15 protein-coding genes and 1 tRNA gene are annotated in these 17,523 nt (G+C 72.1%); 8 read left to right on the forward strand and 8 right to left on the reverse strand.

Features of this window, described 5'->3' with window-relative positions:
• Window positions 1–75: 75 nt before the first annotated feature.
• The gene (trxA, locus tag VB059_RS06850; protein WP_323421268.1) at window positions 76–435 is read left to right on the forward strand and encodes a thioredoxin; all 360 of its coding nucleotides are present in this window, start codon (window positions 76–78) and stop codon (window positions 433–435) included.
• A gap of 298 nt (window positions 436–733) precedes the next feature.
• On the opposite strand, the gene VB059_RS06855 is transcribed toward trxA, so the two are convergent.
• Window positions 734–809, reverse strand: a tRNA-Arg gene (locus VB059_RS06855).
• A gap of 84 nt (window positions 810–893) precedes the next feature.
• Here VB059_RS06855 and VB059_RS06860 point away from each other — a divergent pair.
• Both VB059_RS06860 and VB059_RS06865 read left to right on the forward strand, forming a co-directional pair.
• On the forward strand, window positions 894–2,366 hold the full coding sequence (locus tag VB059_RS06860) for a UTP--glucose-1-phosphate uridylyltransferase (protein ID WP_323421269.1): 1,473 nt from the start codon (window positions 894–896) through the stop codon (window positions 2,364–2,366).
• Window positions 2,350–2,754 carry a hypothetical protein gene (locus VB059_RS06865; RefSeq protein WP_323421270.1) on the forward strand — a complete coding sequence of 135 codons (405 nt, stop codon included), beginning with the start codon at window positions 2,350–2,352 and terminating at the stop codon, window positions 2,752–2,754. Before VB059_RS06860 ends, VB059_RS06865 begins: the two co-directional genes overlap by 17 nt.
• 274 nt (window positions 2,755–3,028) lie before the next feature.
• On the opposite strand, the gene VB059_RS06870 is transcribed toward VB059_RS06865, so the two are convergent.
• On the reverse strand, window positions 3,029–3,397 hold the full coding sequence (locus tag VB059_RS06870) for an MscL family protein (protein WP_323421271.1): 369 nt from the start codon (window positions 3,395–3,397) through the stop codon (window positions 3,029–3,031).
• A 232-nt stretch (window positions 3,398–3,629) separates the two neighbouring features.
• Here VB059_RS06870 and serC point away from each other — a divergent pair, with 232 nt between their 5' ends.
• Window positions 3,630–4,742 carry a phosphoserine transaminase gene (serC, locus tag VB059_RS06875; protein ID WP_323421272.1) on the forward strand — a complete coding sequence of 371 codons (1,113 nt, stop codon included), beginning with the start codon at window positions 3,630–3,632 and terminating at the stop codon, window positions 4,740–4,742.
• On the opposite strand, the gene VB059_RS06880 is transcribed toward serC, so the two are convergent.
• The 3 genes from VB059_RS06880 to VB059_RS06890 all read right to left on the reverse strand — a co-directional run bounded on the left by VB059_RS06880 (window position 4,718) and on the right by VB059_RS06890 (window position 9,188).
• Complete coding sequence (locus tag VB059_RS06880) at window positions 4,718–5,155, reverse strand: hypothetical protein (protein ID WP_323421273.1); 438 nt, start codon at window positions 5,153–5,155, stop codon at window positions 4,718–4,720. The two genes, serC and VB059_RS06880, sit on opposite strands and share 25 nt — an antisense overlap.
• A 112-nt stretch (window positions 5,156–5,267) precedes the next feature.
• Window positions 5,268–8,669 carry a pyruvate carboxylase gene (locus tag VB059_RS06885; RefSeq protein WP_323421274.1) on the reverse strand — a complete coding sequence of 1,134 codons (3,402 nt, stop codon included), beginning with the start codon at window positions 8,667–8,669 and terminating at the stop codon, window positions 5,268–5,270.
• A gap of 147 nt (window positions 8,670–8,816) precedes the next feature.
• Window positions 8,817–9,188 carry a DUF5997 family protein gene (locus tag VB059_RS06890; protein WP_323421275.1) on the reverse strand — a complete coding sequence of 124 codons (372 nt, stop codon included), beginning with the start codon at window positions 9,186–9,188 and terminating at the stop codon, window positions 8,817–8,819.
• Between the two features lie 47 nt (window positions 9,189–9,235).
• On the opposite strand from VB059_RS06890, the gene VB059_RS06895 reads away from it, so the two are divergent.
• Window positions 9,236–9,967, forward strand: a complete 732-nt coding sequence (locus tag VB059_RS06895; RefSeq protein ID WP_323421276.1) for a LysR substrate-binding domain-containing protein — start codon at window positions 9,236–9,238, stop codon at window positions 9,965–9,967.
• 63 nt (window positions 9,968–10,030) lie between these two features.
• Here the strand turns inward: VB059_RS06895 and VB059_RS06900 are convergent, their stop codons facing one another.
• The 3 genes from VB059_RS06900 to VB059_RS06910 all read right to left on the reverse strand — a co-directional run bounded on the left by VB059_RS06900 (window position 10,031) and on the right by VB059_RS06910 (window position 12,801).
• Entirely contained in the window at window positions 10,031–11,500 is a 1,470-nt protein-coding gene (locus tag VB059_RS06900) for an NCS2 family permease (protein ID WP_323421296.1), read from the reverse strand.
• Window positions 11,501–11,583: 83 nt separating this feature from the next.
• Window positions 11,584–12,396 carry a DUF3027 domain-containing protein gene (locus VB059_RS06905; RefSeq protein WP_323421277.1) on the reverse strand — a complete coding sequence of 271 codons (813 nt, stop codon included), beginning with the start codon at window positions 12,394–12,396 and terminating at the stop codon, window positions 11,584–11,586.
• A 21-nt stretch (window positions 12,397–12,417) separates the two neighbouring features.
• Window positions 12,418–12,801 carry a cold-shock protein gene (locus VB059_RS06910; RefSeq protein ID WP_323421278.1) on the reverse strand — a complete coding sequence of 128 codons (384 nt, stop codon included), beginning with the start codon at window positions 12,799–12,801 and terminating at the stop codon, window positions 12,418–12,420.
• A gap of 329 nt (window positions 12,802–13,130) precedes the next feature.
• Between VB059_RS06910 and VB059_RS06915 the strand changes: the two genes are divergently transcribed.
• The 3 genes from VB059_RS06915 to VB059_RS06925 all read left to right on the forward strand — a co-directional run.
• Window positions 13,131–13,895 carry a hypothetical protein gene (locus VB059_RS06915; RefSeq protein WP_323421279.1) on the forward strand — a complete coding sequence of 255 codons (765 nt, stop codon included), beginning with the start codon at window positions 13,131–13,133 and terminating at the stop codon, window positions 13,893–13,895.
• Window positions 13,892–15,883, forward strand: coding sequence for a helicase-associated domain-containing protein (locus VB059_RS06920; RefSeq protein ID WP_323421280.1), 1,992 nt, complete (start codon window positions 13,892–13,894; stop codon window positions 15,881–15,883). The genes VB059_RS06915 and VB059_RS06920 overlap by 4 nt, the downstream gene beginning before the upstream one ends.
• 106 nt (window positions 15,884–15,989) lie before the next feature.
• Window positions 15,990–17,523, forward strand: a 1,534-nt coding sequence (locus VB059_RS06925) for a DNA repair helicase XPB (protein WP_323421281.1), incomplete at its 3' end; no start/stop codon positions are given.

Raw genomic sequence — 17,523 nt, forward strand, 5'->3', positions numbered from 1 at the left:
CACTGCCGTACGGCGCAGCTGCCGTCGCCACAGCAGCGCCCACGCGCAACCGCCGAACGAAACGAGAGAGCACCCATGGCCACCACGAACCTGACCAACGACGACTTCATGAAGACCGTCGACGAGAACGAGATCGTCCTCGTCGATTTCTGGGCCGACTGGTGCGGCCCGTGCAAGCGCTTCGCCCCGGTGTACGAGAAGGTCTCGGAGGAGAACACCGACATCGTCTTCGGCAAGGTCGACACCGAGGCCGAGCAGGAGCTCGCGATGAACTTCCAGATCACCGCCATCCCGACCCTGATGGCGTTCCGCCAGGGGATCCTCCTGTTCAACCAGGCCGGCGCGATGAACGGTTCCTCGCTGAAGTCCCTGATCTCCCAGATCAAGGAGCTCGACATGGATGAGGTCAAGGCCCAGGCCAAGCCGATGGCCTGAGTCCGCGAGGGCGACCGCCCTTTCGGCAACAGACTCCTCGGGGGCTGTCCACCGCACGGTGGGCGGCCCCCGATCTGTCAGTTGCCGCTCGCGGGAGGGCGAATCGAGCCGGACGAGCGCTTGCGGGGTGTCTTCCTGGACATGGGTCTCCTTCTCGGCGGCGCTGGCCGGGGCCGTGCCAGTGGCGTGCCGGATCGTTGCTGTTGTCTGCGGTTCCTTGCCCTCAGGTGCGGACACGTCCAGACACGACAACGGGCCGCTGACGGGGCGTGATGCCCAGTCAGCGCCCCATGTCGCGTGGCGGCCCCGAGAGGATTCGAACCTCCGACGCACGGTTTAGGAAACCGTCGCTCTATCCCCTGAGCTACGAGGCCATGACCGTCCCAAGGGTAGCCGACGCACCCGGGCCCACCCGCACCCGCCACCCGCTGGTCCCCGGCGTCCCTAGACTGGGCGCCATGATGACCGAAGGCTTGGCACAGGCAGAGCGGAAGATGCGCACCGCCGGAGTGGCCGAGAACGCGATCACCGTGTTCAGGCACTACTACGCACAGCTCGCGGACGGCCTCACCGGCACGATCCCGGAGGCGTCGATCAGCCCGGTCACCGACCTGCCCCGACTCGCCGATCTGCGCCACGCCACCGGCCGCACCACGTCGACCGGCACCACGTCGACCGGCGCGGAGTCGGCTCTCGCCCGGACCGTGGTGATCAAGCTCAACGGCGGTCTGGGCACGTCGATGGGCATGCAGCGGGCGAAGTCGCTGCTCCCGGTCCGCGAGGGCCGTACGTTCCTCGACCTCACCGTCGCCCAGGTGCTCGCGGCCCGGGCCGAGCACGGCGTCCGCCTGCCGCTGGTGATGATGGACTCGTTCGCCACCAGCGCCGACACGATGGCCGAGCTGGCCTCCTCCCCCGCGGTGCGCACCGCCGGACTGCCGCTGGAGTTCGTCCAGAACCAGGAGCCCAAGCTGCGCGCCGACGATCTGACGCCGGTCGAGTGGCCGGCCGCCCCCGACCTGGAGTGGTGCCCGCCGGGCCACGGCGATCTCTACACCGCCCTCGCCGGTTCCGGGGCGCTGCGTACGCTCCTCGATGCCGGCTTCCGCTACGCCGCGGTGTCGAACGTCGACAACCTCGGCGCCACCCCGTCCGCGGTGCTGGCCGACTGGTTCGCCGGCACCGGCGCACCGTTCGCGATGGAGGTCTGCGAACGGACCGCGGCCGACCGCAAGGGCGGCCACCTCGCCGTCCGCACTGCCGACGGCCGCCTCGTCCTGCGGGAGAAGGCCCAGACCGGCGCCGAGGACGAGGCCGCCTTCGGCGACATCACCCGGCATCGCTACTTCAACACCAACAACCTCTGGCTCGACCTGGCGCAGCTGGCCGAGGCACTCGAGGCCCGGGACGGCGTGCTCGGGCTGCCGCTGATCTGCAACCGCAAGCACGTCGACCCGACCGACGCATCCTCCCCCGAGGTGTTCCAGCTGGAGACCGCGATGGGCAGTGCGATCGAGGTCTTCGAGGGGTCGGCCGCGATCGTCGTCCCGCGCAGCCGGTTCCTGCCGGTGAAGACGACCAGCGACCTGCTCGTGCTGCGCTCCGACGTGTACCGGGTCGACGGCGACGGCACCCTCGACCGGGTCAGCCCGGCCACCCCGCTGGTCACCCTCGCCGCCGGCCCGTACAAGCTGATCGCCGACTTCGAGCAGCATTTCCCGCACGGGGCGCCCAGCCTGCGCGAGGCCGGCTCCCTGACGGTCGAGGGCGACTGGACGTTCGGCCCCCAGGTCGTGGTCCGCGGCGACGTGGTCCTGCCGGCGACCGACAAGCCGATGACGGTGCCGGGCGGCACTGTCCTGGACGGCACCGTGGTGAACGGCACTGCGCTGACCGGTGGGGCCGGAGCACTCGATGACACGCGCCGCTGACCCGGACGGCCGATCCGGCGGCCAGCCCTGGCACCGGGCACTGGGCTATGCGCTGTGCGGGCAGGATCTCGCCTCGCTGCCGGACCGCCCGGCTCCCGACCCGTCCGCCCTGGCGGCCGAGCTCGCGGCCGCCGGCTGGGACCGGGACGCCCTGCGTCGCCACGTCGCACAGATCCGGGCGGCCGGCTCGCGCTGGCCGCACCCGGTCCCGGCGGCGCTGACCGCCGGGCTGTCCGCCGCCCAGTTCACCGCCACGGTGCGCGCCCTCAGCGCCGAGTGGGAGCTGGCCCCGGCACATCGGCAGGTCCGCTCCGCCGGTGGCGCGGCCCCGGCGCCCGGCGACGACCGGCTGCTCCGCGAGCTGCCGCCCCACTTCGGCAAGCTCTGAGTCGTACCGGCCCGAGCCGTACGAACGAGCACTGAGTCGTACGAGAGCCCGGTCGTAAGCGCCAGAGCCGTACGGGAACGCAGTCGTCCGGAACCTCAGCCCTCCGGAACCCCAGTCGTCCGATCCGAGCGCCGGGCCAGGGCCGGGGAAGCCGAAAGTCCCCGCCACCGAAGTGGCGGGGACTTTCACCGTCCGGGCGGCCGGGCGGAACGGCCGCCCGGAGCGACTGGCCGCAAGCGGCGGACCGGGGCTCGTGGGACGGTCGGGTCAGAGGTCAGTTGCGGGTGCGTCCTTCGGCGAGGAGGTCGCGGATCTCGGCGAGGATCTCGTCGGTGCTCTGCACCGCCGGCTCGTCCTTCTTGTGGCGGTTCTTGTAGATCTCGTAGGGCTTGACGATGGCGAAGTAGACCACGAAGGCGGTCAGCACGAAGGTCACGATGGCCGACAGGAACGGGCCGATGGTGATCCCACCGATGATGACCTGGGAGAAGGCCTCGCCCTTCAACGGCAGGGCCCTGCCGATGAGGTCGAGGATCAGGTCGGTGAAGGCCTTCACGACGGCCGCGAAGAGCGAGCCCATGATGAAAGCGACGGCAAGCTCGATGAGATTGCCGCGCATGAGGAATTCCTTGAACCCCTTCATACGTACCACTCCTTTCCGGGGCGTGGGGGCTCGGCGAGCCGGCGGCCACGCCGGCCCCCACCCTAACGAAGCGCGGTGCCGCAGCGCCGCCATCGGTTCCTGTGCCTTCGGTGTGTCCCTTCGGCCCGTCCCCGCCGGCGGGTCCGCACCGCGTCGCACACAGCCCGCCCGGGGACGTCCCAGCCAGTGCCCTTCGGCGCCGTGGCCGGGGTCGGATGGCAGGATAAGGGGGGTGACCGTGCAGATCCCCACAGACATCAAGCCGCTCGACGGACGTTTCGGGTGCGGGCCGTCCCGCATCCGGCCCGAGGCCCTCGCCTCGCTGGCGGGTCCCGGTGCGACCGTGATGGGGACGTCCCACCGTCAGGCACCGGTCAAGGACCTCGTCCGGCGGATCCGGGCCGGCCTGGCGGAGCTCTACCGTGCCCCGGAGGGCTATGAGGTGGCGCTCGGCAACGGCGGTTCCACCCTGTTCTGGGACGCCGCGGTGTGTTCGCTGATCGAGCACCGCTCGGCCCACGGCTCGTTCGGGGAGTTCTCGGCGAAGTTCGCCTCCGCTGCCGCCCGGGCGCCGTTCCTCGACGCCCCGGTGATCGCCGACGCACCGGTCGGCAGCGCGGCGCTGCCGACCGCCACCCCCGGCGTCGACACGTACGCCTGGGCCCAGAACGAGACCTCGACCGGCGCCGCCGCCCCGGTCCGGCGCGTCGACACCGCGCCGGGCACGCTCACCCTGATCGACGCGACCTCGGCCGCGGGCGGCATCGACGCGGACCTCACCGGGACCGACGCCTACTACTTCGCCCCGCAGAAGAACTTCGGCTCCGACGGCGGCCTGTGGGTGGCGTTCCTCTCCCCTGCGGCGATCGAGCGGATCGACCGGATCGCGGCGTCGGGCCGATGGATCCCCGACATCCTGTCGCTGCAGATCGCCCTGACCAACTCCCGCAAGGACCAGACCCTGAACACCCCGGCGGTGAGCACCCTGTGGCTGCTCGCCGAGCAGGTCGACTGGCTCAATGCCCAGGGCGGGATGGCCTTCGCGACGGCCCGTACGCGGGCCAGCGCCGCTCACCTGTACGGCTGGGCGGAGGCCCACCCGCTGGCCACCCCGTTCGTCGAGGAGGCCTACCGGTCGCCGGTGGTGGGCACCATCGACTTCGACGACTCGGTGGACGCCGCAGCGCTGGCCGCAACGCTGCGGGCCAACGGCATCATCGACGTCGAGCCCTACCGCAAGCTCGGCCGCAACCAGCTGCGGATCGGCATGTTCACCAATGTCCCGACCGCCGACGTGGAGGCGCTGACCGCCTGCATCGACTACGTCCTGGAGCGCTCGGCCTGATCCCCGGGGTCGGCGGGCCCGACGTCGGCGCGACGCGCATGCGCCTCGGCGGCCAGGGCCCGCTGCACCTCGATCTCACCGGTGTCCTCGAACCGCATGCGCGCGCCGTGCGTCGGCTTCGGACCGGTGATGACCGTGTCCGGCGGGATCGCACCGTACGGTCCTGCCGCGGCCGGTCGCGCCCCGTGCCGGCCGGCCCGGGCACCGTGGCCCCCCGGTGACACCAGGACGACCACACCCGCGGCCAGCGCGACGACCACCGCCGCCAGCAGCGCGATCCAGGTGCCGGTCCGGTCGGTCCCCGACGCCGGCGCGGCCCAGGCCCACTGCGAGGCGCCACTCAACGCGAGCGTGGCGGCGGTGACGGCAGTGACGCGTACGACGGCGATCCGCACGTTGTCTCCCTTCTGCACGACTCAGCGGGTGAGCAGCGAGCCGATGATGATGATGAGGAGCAACGCCACGGCGACCGCACTGACGAGATGGTGACCGGTCCGAAGCTTCACACACCAAGCCTACCGGGGCTCAGAGCGGCCGGACCACCAGCACGAGGTCACCACCCTGCACCTGGTGCGGCCCGTGCAGAGCGACCCGCTCGACCACGCCGGTGACGGCGGTGGTGATCGCCGCCTCCATCTTCATCGCCTCGATGGTGGCGACGGCCTGGCCGGCCTCGACCCGGTCGCCCTCGGCGACGCTCACCGACACGACACCCTGGAACGGCGCCGCGACGTGACCGGGGTTGGTGGTGTCGGCCCGCTCGGCGACGGCGACATCGGTCTCGACGGACCGGTCCCGCACCCGGATCGGGCGGATCTGGCCGTTCATCGTCGTCATCACGGTGCGGAAGCCACGCTCGTCCGGCTCACCGATGGCCTCCAGCCCGATCAGCAGGTCGATGCCCTTGCCGAGCTTGACCACGTGCTCGTCACCGGTCTTCAACCCGTACAGGTAGTCGATCGAGGTCATCGAGGACAGGTCGCCGTACAGCGAGCGGAACTCCTCCAGTGCCTTGGTCGGGCCGGGGAACAGCAGCCGGTTGAGCGTCTGCCGCCGGTCGCGCCCGGACACCTTCAGCAGAGCCGAGTCCTCCGCGGAGACGGTCTCCTCGACGGCCTTGATCGTCCGACCCTGCAGCGCCTTGGTCCGGAACGGCTCCGGCCAGCCCCCGGCGGGGGTGCCGAGGTCGCCGGAGAGGAAGCCGATCACCGAGTCGGGGATGTCGAAGGAGGCCGGGTCCTCGGCGAACACCTTCGGATCGGCGCCGACGGCGACCAGGTGCAGGGCCAGGTCCCCGACCACCTTGGACGACGGGGTGACCTTGCTCGGCCGGCCGAGGATCCGGTCGGCGGCGGCGTACATGTCCTCGATCTGCTCGAACTTGTCGGCCAGCCCGAGGGCCTTGGCCTGCTGGCGCAGGTTGGACAGCTGGCCGCCGGGGATCTCGTGGTCGTACACCCGCCCGGTCGGCGAGCCCAGGCCCGACTCGAACGGCTTGTACTCGCGCCGGACCATGTCCCAGTAGGGCTCCAGGTCCATCACGTTGCGCAGGTCCAGCCGGGTCTCCCGCTCGGTGTCGGCCATCGCGGCGACCAGCGCCGACATCGACACCTGGGAGGTGGTGCCGGCCATCGGGGCCGCGGCGACGTCGACGGCGTCGACGCCGGCCTGGGCGGCCATCACCAGGGTGGCCAGCTGGCCACCGGCGGTGTCGTGGGTGTGCAGCACGACCGGCAGGTCGAAACGCTCCCGCAGCGCGGCGACGAGCTTGGCCGCGGCCGGCGCCCGGAGCAGTCCGGCCCTGTCCTTGATCGCCAGGATGTGAGCGCCGGCCGCGACGATCCGGTCCGCGAGGTGCAGGTAGTAGTCGAGGGTGTAGATGTCCTCGCGCGGGTCCATCAGGTTGCCGGAGTAGCACATCGCGACCTCCGCGACCGACGCGGTGTCGCGGATCGCCCTGATCGCCGGGGTCATCTGGGAGACGTCGTTGAGGGCGTCGAAGACCCGGAAGATGTCCACGCCGACCTCGGCCGCCTCGTGCACGAACGCGTCGGTGACCTCGGTGGGGTACGGCGTGTAGCCGACGGTGTTGCGGCCGCGCAGCAGCATCTGGACCGGGATGCCGGGCAGCGCCTCGTGGAACTTCGCCAGCCGGTCCCACGGGTCCTCGCCGAGGAAGCGCAGCGCCACGTCGTACGTCGCCCCACCCCACGCCTCGACCGAGAACAGCCCGGGCAGCATCCGCTGCAGGTAGGGGGCGGCCTCCAGCATGTCGTACGTCCGCATCCGGGTGGCGAGCAGCGACTGGTGGGCGTCACGGAAGGTGGTGTCGGTCACCTCGAGCCGGTCGGAGGCCCGCAGCGCGGCGGCGAACTTCTCCGGCCCCAGCTCGAGCAGCTGCTGGCGGAAGCCCACCGGGACCGGGGTGCGCAGGTCGATCTTCGGCAGCTTGGTGCGCGGGTGGACGGTGATCGGCGACTCGCCGTGCGGCTTGTTCACCGTCACATCGGCCAGCCAGGTGAGCACCTTGGTGCCCCGGTCCAGCGAGGTCCGGGCGTTCAGCAGCGCCGGGCGCTCGTCGATGAAAGCGGTCGAGATCTCCCCGGCCCGGAAGTCGGGGTCCTCGAGCACGGCCTGGAGGAAGGGGATGTTGGTCGCCACGCCCCGGATCCGGAACTCCGCCAGCGCCCGACGCGCCCGCGCCACGGCCTGGTCGAGGTCGCGGCCCCGGGTGGTGAGCTTCACCAGCAGGGAGTCGAAGTGGGGGCTGATCACCGCACCGGTCGCGGCGGTGCCACCGTCGAGGCGTACGCCGGCGCCGGCCGCCGAGCGGTAGGCCGAGATCACGCCGGTGTCCGGCCGGAACCCGTTGGCCGGGTCCTCGGTGGTGATCCGGCACTGCATCGCCGCACCCATGATCCGGATCGAGTCCTGCGACAGCCCCAGGTCGGCAAGCGTCTCCCCCGCGGCCAGGCGCATCTGGGCCTGCACCAGGTCGACCCCGGTGATCTCCTCGGTGACGGTGTGCTCCACCTGGATCCGAGGGTTCATCTCGATGAACACGTGCTGGCCGGCCCGCGGCCCCGCGGTCTCGAGGAGGAACTCGACCGTGCCGGCGAGGGTGTAGTCGATGGACTTCGCGAAGGCCACCGCGTCACGGGTCAGCGCGGAGCGCAGTTCCTCGGAGATGTGCGGGGCGGGGGCGAGCTCGACGACCTTCTGGTGGCGGCGCTGGATGGAGCAGTCGCGCTCGAACAGGTGGACCGTGTTGCCCTGCCGGTCGGCAAGGATCTGCACCTCGATGTGCCGCGGCCGCCCGACGGCCTGCTCGATGAAGACCGTGGCGTCACCGAAGGCCGACTCCGCCTCGCGCATCGCGGCCCGGATCGCCTCCCGCAGCGCCGCCGGGTCGTCCACCCGGCGCATGCCGCGGCCTCCGCCACCGGCGACCGCCTTGACGAAGACCGGGAAGCCGATCACGTCCGCCTGGGCGGCGAGGTAGTCCAGGTCGGTCGACGGCTCGGAGGACTGCAGGGTGGGGATCCCGGCGCGGCGGGCCGAGTCGATGGCGTGCTTCTTGTTGCCGGCCATCTCCAGGGTCTCCTTGGCGGGGCCGATGAAGGTGATGCCGTTCGCGGCGCAGGCCTCGGCGAGGTCCGGGTTCTCCGAGAGGAAGCCGTAGCCCGGGTAGATCGCGTCGGCCTCGGCCTCCTTGGCCGCCCGGATGATCTCCTCGATGTCGAGGTAGGCGCGGACCGGGTGGCCCTTCTCGCCGATCATGTAGGCCTCGTCCGCCTTGATCCGGTGCACCGCATTGCGGTCCTCGTACGGGAACACGGCGACGGTCCTCGCCCCGAGTTCGACCGCGGCGCGGAACGCACGGACAGCGATTTCGCCACGGTTGGCGACCAGGACCTTCTTGAACATGCACACACCTTTGCGGCCGAGGAGGCTGATGGGAGAGTCACCGACACACGACTGTGAGGGGGACCACACCGGAGTGTATCCCCCGCCGCCCCCTCGCCCCGTACCGTCCCGGGGGTCCTCGTGGTCAGGACCGGAGCAAACCCCGGGTCAGTCCCGGTCGGCCTTCACCCGGGCGTTCTCGGCACGCACCTCGGCCTGGGTCGCCCGCTCCCGGACCAGCCACTCGGGCATGGTCCGGAGCAGCTCGTGGATCTGGTCGGCGGTCAGCGCCTCGGTGATCCCGGCCCGGGCCAGCCCGGAGTTGGAGACGCCCAGCTTGCGGGCCACCTCGGCACGCGGGTACGGGCCGTGGCGGCGCAGCTCGGCCAGCCAGGCCGGTGGTTCGGCGATCAGGGCGTTGAGCTCCTCACGGGTCACCACGCCCTCCCGGAACTCCTCGGGGGTGGCCGGCAGATGGATGCCGAGCTTCCGGGCGGCCGTCGCCGGCTTCATGCTCTGGGGGTGCGCTGACTTCGTCACCCCACCAGACTAGGGTGACCGACAGCCCGCCGACGAGGAGGATCAGGATGTCCGCAGTGCCGCCCGAGGTCCCCCCGCCGCTGCGGATCGCGTTCGTCCCCGGCGTCTCCCCCGACACCTGGGCGCGCAAGTGGCGCGAACGGGTCCGTCGGGTCCCGCTCGAGCTGCTGCCGATCGCCGACGCCGACCAGCTGGCGGTGCTGCGGGACGGCCGCGCGGACATGGCGCTGATCCGGCTGCCGGTGGCGCAGGACGGGGTGTCGGTCATCCCGCTCTACGAGGAGGTGCCGGTCGTCGTGGTGCCGACCGACCATCCGGTCGCGGCGTACGACAGGGTCGACGTCACCGACCTCTCCGAGGAGCACCTGTTGCAGGATCCCGACGAGGTGCCCGCCTGGCGCCGCATCGCCACCGAGGTCGCCGCCGGCACCCGTCATCCGGTGCCGGCGCTGACCCTGGACCAGGCGATCGCCACGGTCGCGGCCGGCACCGGCATCGTCATCGTGCCGGCGTCGCTGGCCCGGCTGCACCACCGCAAGGAGGTCACCACCCGCCCGGTCACCGGCGTCGCCCCGTCCGGGGTCGGCCTGGCCTGGCTGACCGAGCGCTCCGACGAGCGGACCGACTACTTCATCGGCATCGTCCGCGGCCGGACCGCCAACAGCTCCCGGTCCCCGGTCCCCGGCGAACCCGCCCCCGGCCCGGCCCCGAAGCCGGAGCGCAGGCGGACCTCACCGCCCCGGACACGGAACGGGTCCCGGCGCACGGGCCGGCGCTGACGCGGCGTCGGACGATCCGTGGGCCGGGACCTGGGAACAGCAGGGCTGGCTCGGGGCCGGTTGTCAGGCGACGATCTGGCCGAGCAGGCCCTGCAGGAAGTAGAGGACGAAGAGCCCCGAGACGACCCACATCAGCGGGTGCACCTCGCGGGTGCGGCCCTTGGCGATCTCCACCACCACGAACATGATGAAGCCCATGCCGATGCCGACGGTGATCGAGTACGCGAACGGCATGAAGGCGATGGTGAGGAAGGCCGGGATGGCCTGCTCCATCCGCGACCACTTGATCTCGGTGACGTTGGACATCATCAGTGCGCCGACGATGACCAGCACCGGGGAGACCGCCTCGGCGGGGATCAGCGAGACCACCGGGGACGCGACGATCGCGACCAGGAAGCAGGCGCCGGTGACGAGCGAGGCGATGCCGGTCCGGGCGCCCTCGGCGACACCGGAGATCGACTCGACGTAGGAGGTGTTCGAGGAGGACGAGCCGAGGCCACCGAACATCGCGGCGAGCGAGTCGATGACGAGGATGCCGCCCAGGTGCGGCGGGTTGCCGTTGCCGTCGAGCAACCGGCCCTCGGCACCGACGGCCACCACGGTGCCCATGGTGTCGAAGAAGTCCGCCAGCAGCAGGGAGAAGATCAGCAGGACGACACCCAGGGCGGTGAGGCCGCGCTGGGTGAAGGCGCCGAAGATGTCGACGTTGCCCAGCAGCTGGAAGTCGGGGGCGTGCCAGGAGCCGATCACCGGCGGGTTGGACTTCCAGCCGTCGACCTGACCACCGAAGACGGTGCCCAGCGGATTGAGTGTCTGGACCAGAACGGCGACAAGGGTGGTGACGCCAATGGCGATCAGCAGGCTGCCGCGGACATTGCGGGTGTAGAGGACGGCGGCCAGCAGCAGGCCGAACAGGAAGATGGCGATCGGCCAGCCCTTCAGACTGCCGTTGATGCCGAGGGTGACCGGGGTGCCCTCCGCGGGGCGGATCACACCGCCGTCGACCAGGCCGACGAAGGTGATGAAGACGCCGATGCCGACGCTGATGGCCGCACGCATGAAGGCCGGGACCGCCTTGAAGACGGCGGTCCGGAAGCCGGTGAGCACCAGGATGGTGATCAGCGCGCCCTCGAGCACGACCAGGCCCATCGCCTGCGGCCAGGTCATGATCGGGGCCAGGGTGTAGGCCAGCAGGGCGTTCAGGCCGAGGCCGGCGGCGAGGGCGAGGGGATAACGACCCACGACGCCCATCAGGATCGTCATCACACCGGCGAGCAGTGCGGTGACGGCGGCGACCGCCGCCTTGGAGACGGCGATGTTGGCGTCCGTGACCGGCTGGCCGGTGATCAGGTTGCCGTTGATGTCAGGGACGGTGCCGATGATGGCGGGGTTCAGCGCGATGATGTACGCCATCGCGAAGAACGTGACCAGTCCGCCGCGGATCTCGCGGCCCAGGGTCGACCCTCGCGCGGTGAGCTCGAACCAACGGTCCAGGACGCCGCGGCCCCCCTGTCCGGTGGGAGTGGGTGCCATCGTGGATGAAGCAGATTCCATGGCGGCAGCCTATTGGGCGCACATTACGTGTTGGTCTCATGGACCGCCCAGGGAAGTGCCGCTCAGTCGAACAACGAGCCCTCGGACATGCTGATGGTGTCCCAGACCGGGGCGGCCCGGTCCGCCGCGTGCGCCTCGTCGATCACATCGGAGTGGGCACCGCAGCCGTGGTCGACCGCCACCACGGTCGCGTCGGAGGGCGACATCAGATTGGCACAGACCCCGAAGATCGTCCCGAGGCTGCCCTGCAGCCGGATGAAGTAGCCACAGCTGACGCACGGCCCGGGGGCCTGCTTGGTCATCTGGTTGTGCGGCCCGCCGTCCCCGGCGAGCCAGCGCTCCGCAGTCTCCTCCCGGCCGTACGGCGACAGCAGCCGCTCCCGCCCCAGACCGAGCTCGGCCACCACGGCGCGGGTCTGCGAAGCCTCGGCGGGATCGCGGTCGGCGGCGCGGTCACCACCGGTGAAGCCGGGCTCCAACCGCTCGTCCTCGGCCGGGGTGGGCATCAGCAGACCGGGGGTGAGGTCCTCGGGCGCGACCCGCTCCGACCACGGCACCCAGGCGGGCGCCAGCAGCGCGTCCTCACCGGGCAGCAGGGCCACCTCGTCGACGGTCGGCACCTTCGCCCGGGAAGCCCGGGCGAGGGTGACGTTCCACCGCCAGCCGTGGTAGCCCGGATGGGTGCACTCGAAAAGGTGGGTGACCACCCGGTCGCCCTCGGCGATCACCCCGAGGTGCTCGCCGACCGCATGCGTGCCGGAGCTCGCCAGGGCCGCCTCGCGGGCGAGGTCCACCGCCGCAGCGGTCACCGCGTCGAGCTTCGGTCGCGGTGCCCTGCGGGCTTCTGGTTCGCTGGGGGCTGCCATGTCCGTCATCATGTCACGCCCGGACGTACGTCACAGCTCCAGCTCGTCGGCGATGCCGCGCAGCACGTGGGCCGTACGCTCCGCCGACTTCGCATCCGGGTAGTGACCGCGGCGGTAGCTGGCGGCGAGGTGGTCGAGCATCTTGATCAGGTCCTCGACGATGACCGCCATGTCCTCCGGCTTCTTCCGGGACGCCTTGGCGACCGACACCGGCTTGTCGACCAGGTGCAGGCTGAGCGCCTGCTCGCCCTTGCGCCCCTCGACCACCCCGAACTCCACCCGCTGTCCGGGCTTGAGCGTCGTCACCCCCTGGGGCAGGGCGTTGGAACGCACATAGACGTCCCCGCCGCCGTCCTTGGTCAGGAATCCGAAGCCCTTCTCGGCGTCGTAGAACCGCACCTTGCCAGTGGGCACAGCAACCTCACTTGTCGTGTCTGTCCGCGTCGTGTCCGGACGCGTGTCCTTGGTCCGAATCATCTGAAACGGTCTGCATCGTCTGAAGCGCCCGGCCGGTGGTCGCGGCGAGAGGGTCGCGCGAGCACCTGATCCCCCACCGGGAGCGCGACCTGGTGCAGCAGGGGTGACCGCCCCCCGGAAGAGCTCCTGGCAGGGTCCGGAAGCCTCAGCATACCCGGCGACGGAGCAGCCGCAGGGTGTCAGCGCGACCGCCGCGGCTCGGCCAGCAGGGCGTTCCGCGACCCGGACGCGATCCGGCCCCACCCGGCCCGGGTAGCATCAGGGGCATGGCGACCTGGCAGGACGGCCCCGAGTACGCACCACTCGCGCCTCCGACGGGGTACGAGCCCGCATCCGCGGCCCCCCTTGCCCCCGCTGCCGACCCCCGCCCCGCGTCGGTCGCCGAGGTCGGTGGCACGACCCCACCGGTCTTCGCCGTTCCGGCCACAGCGGTCCCCCTGGCCCGGCTGGCACCCGCCCGCCCGACCACCCGTGATCCCCGCGAGCCCTTCCTGATCGCCACCCGGGCCCCGCACGCCGCCTCCCCCTGGCGATCCGTGCACGTGGCCCCGCAACCCGAGGCCGCCGCAGCGCCGCCGCCGATGTCCATCCCGCCGATCCCGCCGTTCCGGGCCACACCGAGGACCGGCTACGCCGATCTGGACGAGCGGATCCGCACCACCCGGTGGCTGTTGGCACCGGCGGTGCTGTTCGTCCTCGGGGCACTGGTCGGGCCCTGGGTCACCGCCGCCGTCCTGGTCAGTGCCGCGCTGCTCGGCTCCCTGCCCGGGATCCGCCCGGGTGCCCGGACGTTGTCGCGGGTCGTCGCCGGGCTGCTCGGCTCGTTGCTGCTGCTCTACGCGCTGGTGGGCCGGGACTGGACCTATCTCTCCGGGATGTCGCGGTTCGTCGGGCTGGTGTACAGCCTCACCCTGGCGACCTGGTACCTCCGCGAGCGCGCGGAGGTGGAGGCCGAGCGACGGCGCCGGACGGCGATCGACCGGATCGTCCCCGGCGGGACGTGGCCCCCGGGGCCGGGGATGCCGCGATGAGCCGCCGGGACGCCCCACGTTCCCTGGCCGAGTCGCTGCGACGCTGGACGGCCGATGATTTCGCCACTCTGCTGGCCGCCCGCCCGGACCTGTGCACGCCGCCGCCGCGCTCGGTGGGCGACCTGGTCACCCGGATGACCACCGGCGGCTCGACGATGAACGCCCTGCACCGGCTGAACGCCTGGCAGCACGTGGTGGCCGAGGCCCTGGCGGCGCTGCCGGACGGCACCGGACGCTCCGCGGTCGCCGAGCTGCTCGGCACGACCGATGAGCTGTCGGTCCGCCGCGGCATCGCCGACCTGCGCGGCCGCGGGCTGGTCTGGGGCCCCGACCACGACCTGCACCTGTTGGTCCCGGCGCGGGCCGCGTTCGGGCCCTGGCCCGCCGGGCTGGCCGACGCTTCGGTGCACCCGCTCGCCGAGGCCGACGTCGAGCGTGCCCTGGCAGCCGCCGGGGACGTCGCCCGGCCCCTGCTGGACCAGCTCACCTGGGGCCCGCCGACCGGCCGGGTGAAGAACGCCGACCGTGAGGTGACCCCGCAGACCGCCACCACTCCGATGGAGGTGGCGCTCGCGCACGGCCTGCTGCGACCACTCGACCACGACACCGTGGTGATGCCCCGGGAGGTCGCCTGGCACCTGCGCGGGCACCGGTTGGTCCGGACGCTGCCGCCGTCCACCCCGCCGGACCTGACCACCGGTCGGCGGCGCCGGGCCGAGCTGATCGACCGGGCCGGGGTCGGCGCGGCGATCACCCTGCTGCGCGACGTGGAACAGCTCGTCTCCTCCCTGCCCGACCTCGACGTCCGGCTGCTGCGCGACGGCGGCCTGTCGGCGAAGGACCTCGGCGGGGTGGTCTCGCTGCTGCGGCTGCCCGCCGCCCACCTGGCCCGGTCCCGGGCGTACGCCGCGCTGGTGGTCGAGCTGGCCTGGGCCGCCGGGCTGGTCAACCAGGTGAACGCCGAGACGCTGCTGCCGACCCCCGCGTTCGACCAGTGGCTCGACCGGCCCTCGGCCGAGCGCTGGACCGACCTGGTGCGGGTCTGGGCCGGCACCCTGCGCTGGTACCACTGGTCGGTCCGCCCGAAGGCGCACGCCCTCGGCCCGGACGCCGACTGGCGCGGTGCGGCGGACCTGCGCCGCGGCCTGATCGGGGTCTGCGCCGAGGTCAGCCCCGGCACCCTGGTCGGAGCCGCCCCGCTGGCCGAGGCGTACGCCTGGCACCGGCCCGCGCTGGCCGCCCAGGTGGACCTCGCCGAGATGACCGGGCAGTGGTGGGAGGAGGCGGGCTGGCTGGGCCTGCAGGCACTCGACGCCGTGACCGGCCTGATGGCGGTCGCGGCCGACGAGCAGGCCTCGATGCCGGCCGCGCTGGCCGGTGAGTTCCCCGAGCCGGTCGCCGAGCTGATCCTGCAGTCCGACCTCACCGCCGTCGCCCCCGGCCCCCTCGACCACGACACCAGCCGGGTCACCCGGCTGCTGGCGGACCAGGAGTCACGCGGGGCGGGCGGAGTGTTCCGGTTCAGCCAGACGTCGCTGCGCCGGGCCTTCGACGCCGGGTGGTCGGCCGACCGGGTGCTCGGCTGGCTCACCGAGCACTCCAGCACCGGGGTGCCGCAGCCCTTGGAGTATCTGGTCGGCGACGTCGCCCGCCGCCACGGCCGGATCCGGGTGGGCAGCGTCGGGGCCTGGATCCAGACCGACGACGCGGCGGTGCTCACCCAGCTGCTCAGCCACCCCGAGGCCGGCCCGCTCGGCCTGCGCCGGCTCGCACCGGGGGTGATCGTCGCCGACGCCGAGGCGGACGAGGTGGTCGGCCTGTTGCACGAGCTGGGCCTGTCCCCCGCCGCGGAGGACTCCACCGGCCGGTTGGTCACCACCCCGGTCCGGCCGCGGGCCCGGCCCCGGCCGGTCGACCCGCTGCCCGGACCGCCCCGCCCCGAGGCCATCGCCGGACTCGCCGAGGAGCTGGCCGGCTCCGTACGCTGACCTGCCTGCGCTGACCGGCCTGCGCTGACCTGCCTGCGCCGCCGCACCGGCACTGACCCGGTCCGTCCGGGGGCCGGGCTTGCCCGCTGGTGCGACAATGGTCGCCATGTCACGTTTGGGACCGTTGGTCGTGCAGTCGGACCGTACGCTCCTGCTCGAGGTGGACCACCCGCTGGCCGACGAGTGCCGGCTGGCGATCGCCCCGTTCGCGGAACTGGAGCGGGCCCCCGAGCACATCCACACCTATCGGCTCACCCCGCTGGGCCTGTGGAACGCCCGGGCCGCGGGCCATGACGCCGAGCAGGTCGTCGACGTGCTGTTGACCTATTCGCGCTACCCGGTGCCGAGCACGCTGCTGGTCGATGTCGCCGAGACGATGGACCGGTACGGGCGGCTGCGGATCGAGAAGCATCCGGTGCACGGCCTGGTGCTGGTCTCCACCGACGCCGCGGTGCTCACCGAAGTGGCCCGGGCCAAGCAGGTGGCGGGGATGCTCGGCCAGGTCATCGACGCCGACACGGTCGCGGTCCACCCGTCCGAACGCGGGCACCTGAAGCAGGTGCTGCTCAAGCTCGGCTGGCCGGCGGAGGATCTTGCCGGCTACGTCGACGGCGAACGCCACCCGATCGACCTGGTCGAGGACGGCTGGCAGCTGCGTACGTACCAGAGCCAGGCGGTCGATTCCTTCTGGCAGGGCGGTTCGGGGGTGGTCGTGCTGCCCTGCGGGGCGGGCAAGACGCTGGTCGGGGCGGCGGCGATGGCCCGGGCCTCGGCGACGACGCTGATCCTGGTCACCAACACCGTCTCCGCCCGGCAGTGGCGCGACGAGCTGCTGCGCCGGACCACGCTGACCGCCGAGGAGATCGGCGAGTACTCTGGTGCCCGCAAGGAGATCCGCCCGGTCACCATCGCGACCTACCAGGTGATCACCACCAAGCGCCACGGCGTCCACCCGCATCTGGAGCTGTTCAGCGCCCGGGACTGGGGGCTGGTGGTCTACGACGAGGTGCATCTGCTGCCCGCCCCGGTGTTCCGGATGACCGCGGACCTGCAGGCGCGCCGCCGGCTCGGGCTGACCGCGACCCTGGTCCGCGAGGACGGGCACGAGGGCGACGTGTTCTCGCTGATCGGGCCCAAGCGGTTCGACGCGCCGTGGAAGGACCTGGAGAACCAGGGCTGGATCGCGCCGGCGGAGTGCATCGAGGTGCGGGTCACCCTGCGCGACGACGAGCGGCTGGCGTACGCGATGGCCGAGCCGGACGTGAGGTACCGGCTGGCGTCCACTGCGGAGACGAAGCAGCGCGCGATCCTCGATCTGGTCGCGCACCACCGGGGCACCCCGACGCTGGTGATCGGACAGTACGTCGACCAGCTCGACGAGCTCGCCGAGGCCCTCGACGCCCCGCTGATCAAGGGCTCCACCCCCAACACGCGGCGCGAGGAGCTGTTCGCCGCCTTCCGCAGCGGGGAGATCACCCTGCTGGTGGTCTCCAAGGTGGCGAACTTCTCCATCGACCTGCCGACCGCCGAGGTGGCGATCCAGGTCTCCGGTGCCTTCGGCTCACGCCAGGAGGAGGCGCAACGACTCGGCCGGCTGCTGCGCCCGTCGGGGGACAAGACCGCCCGCTTCTACGCGGTGG

The sequence above is a fragment of the Raineyella sp. genome, from assembly GCF_034933565.1.
In the GTDB taxonomy this organism is placed as follows: Bacteria; Actinomycetota; Actinomycetes; order Propionibacteriales; family Propionibacteriaceae; genus Raineyella.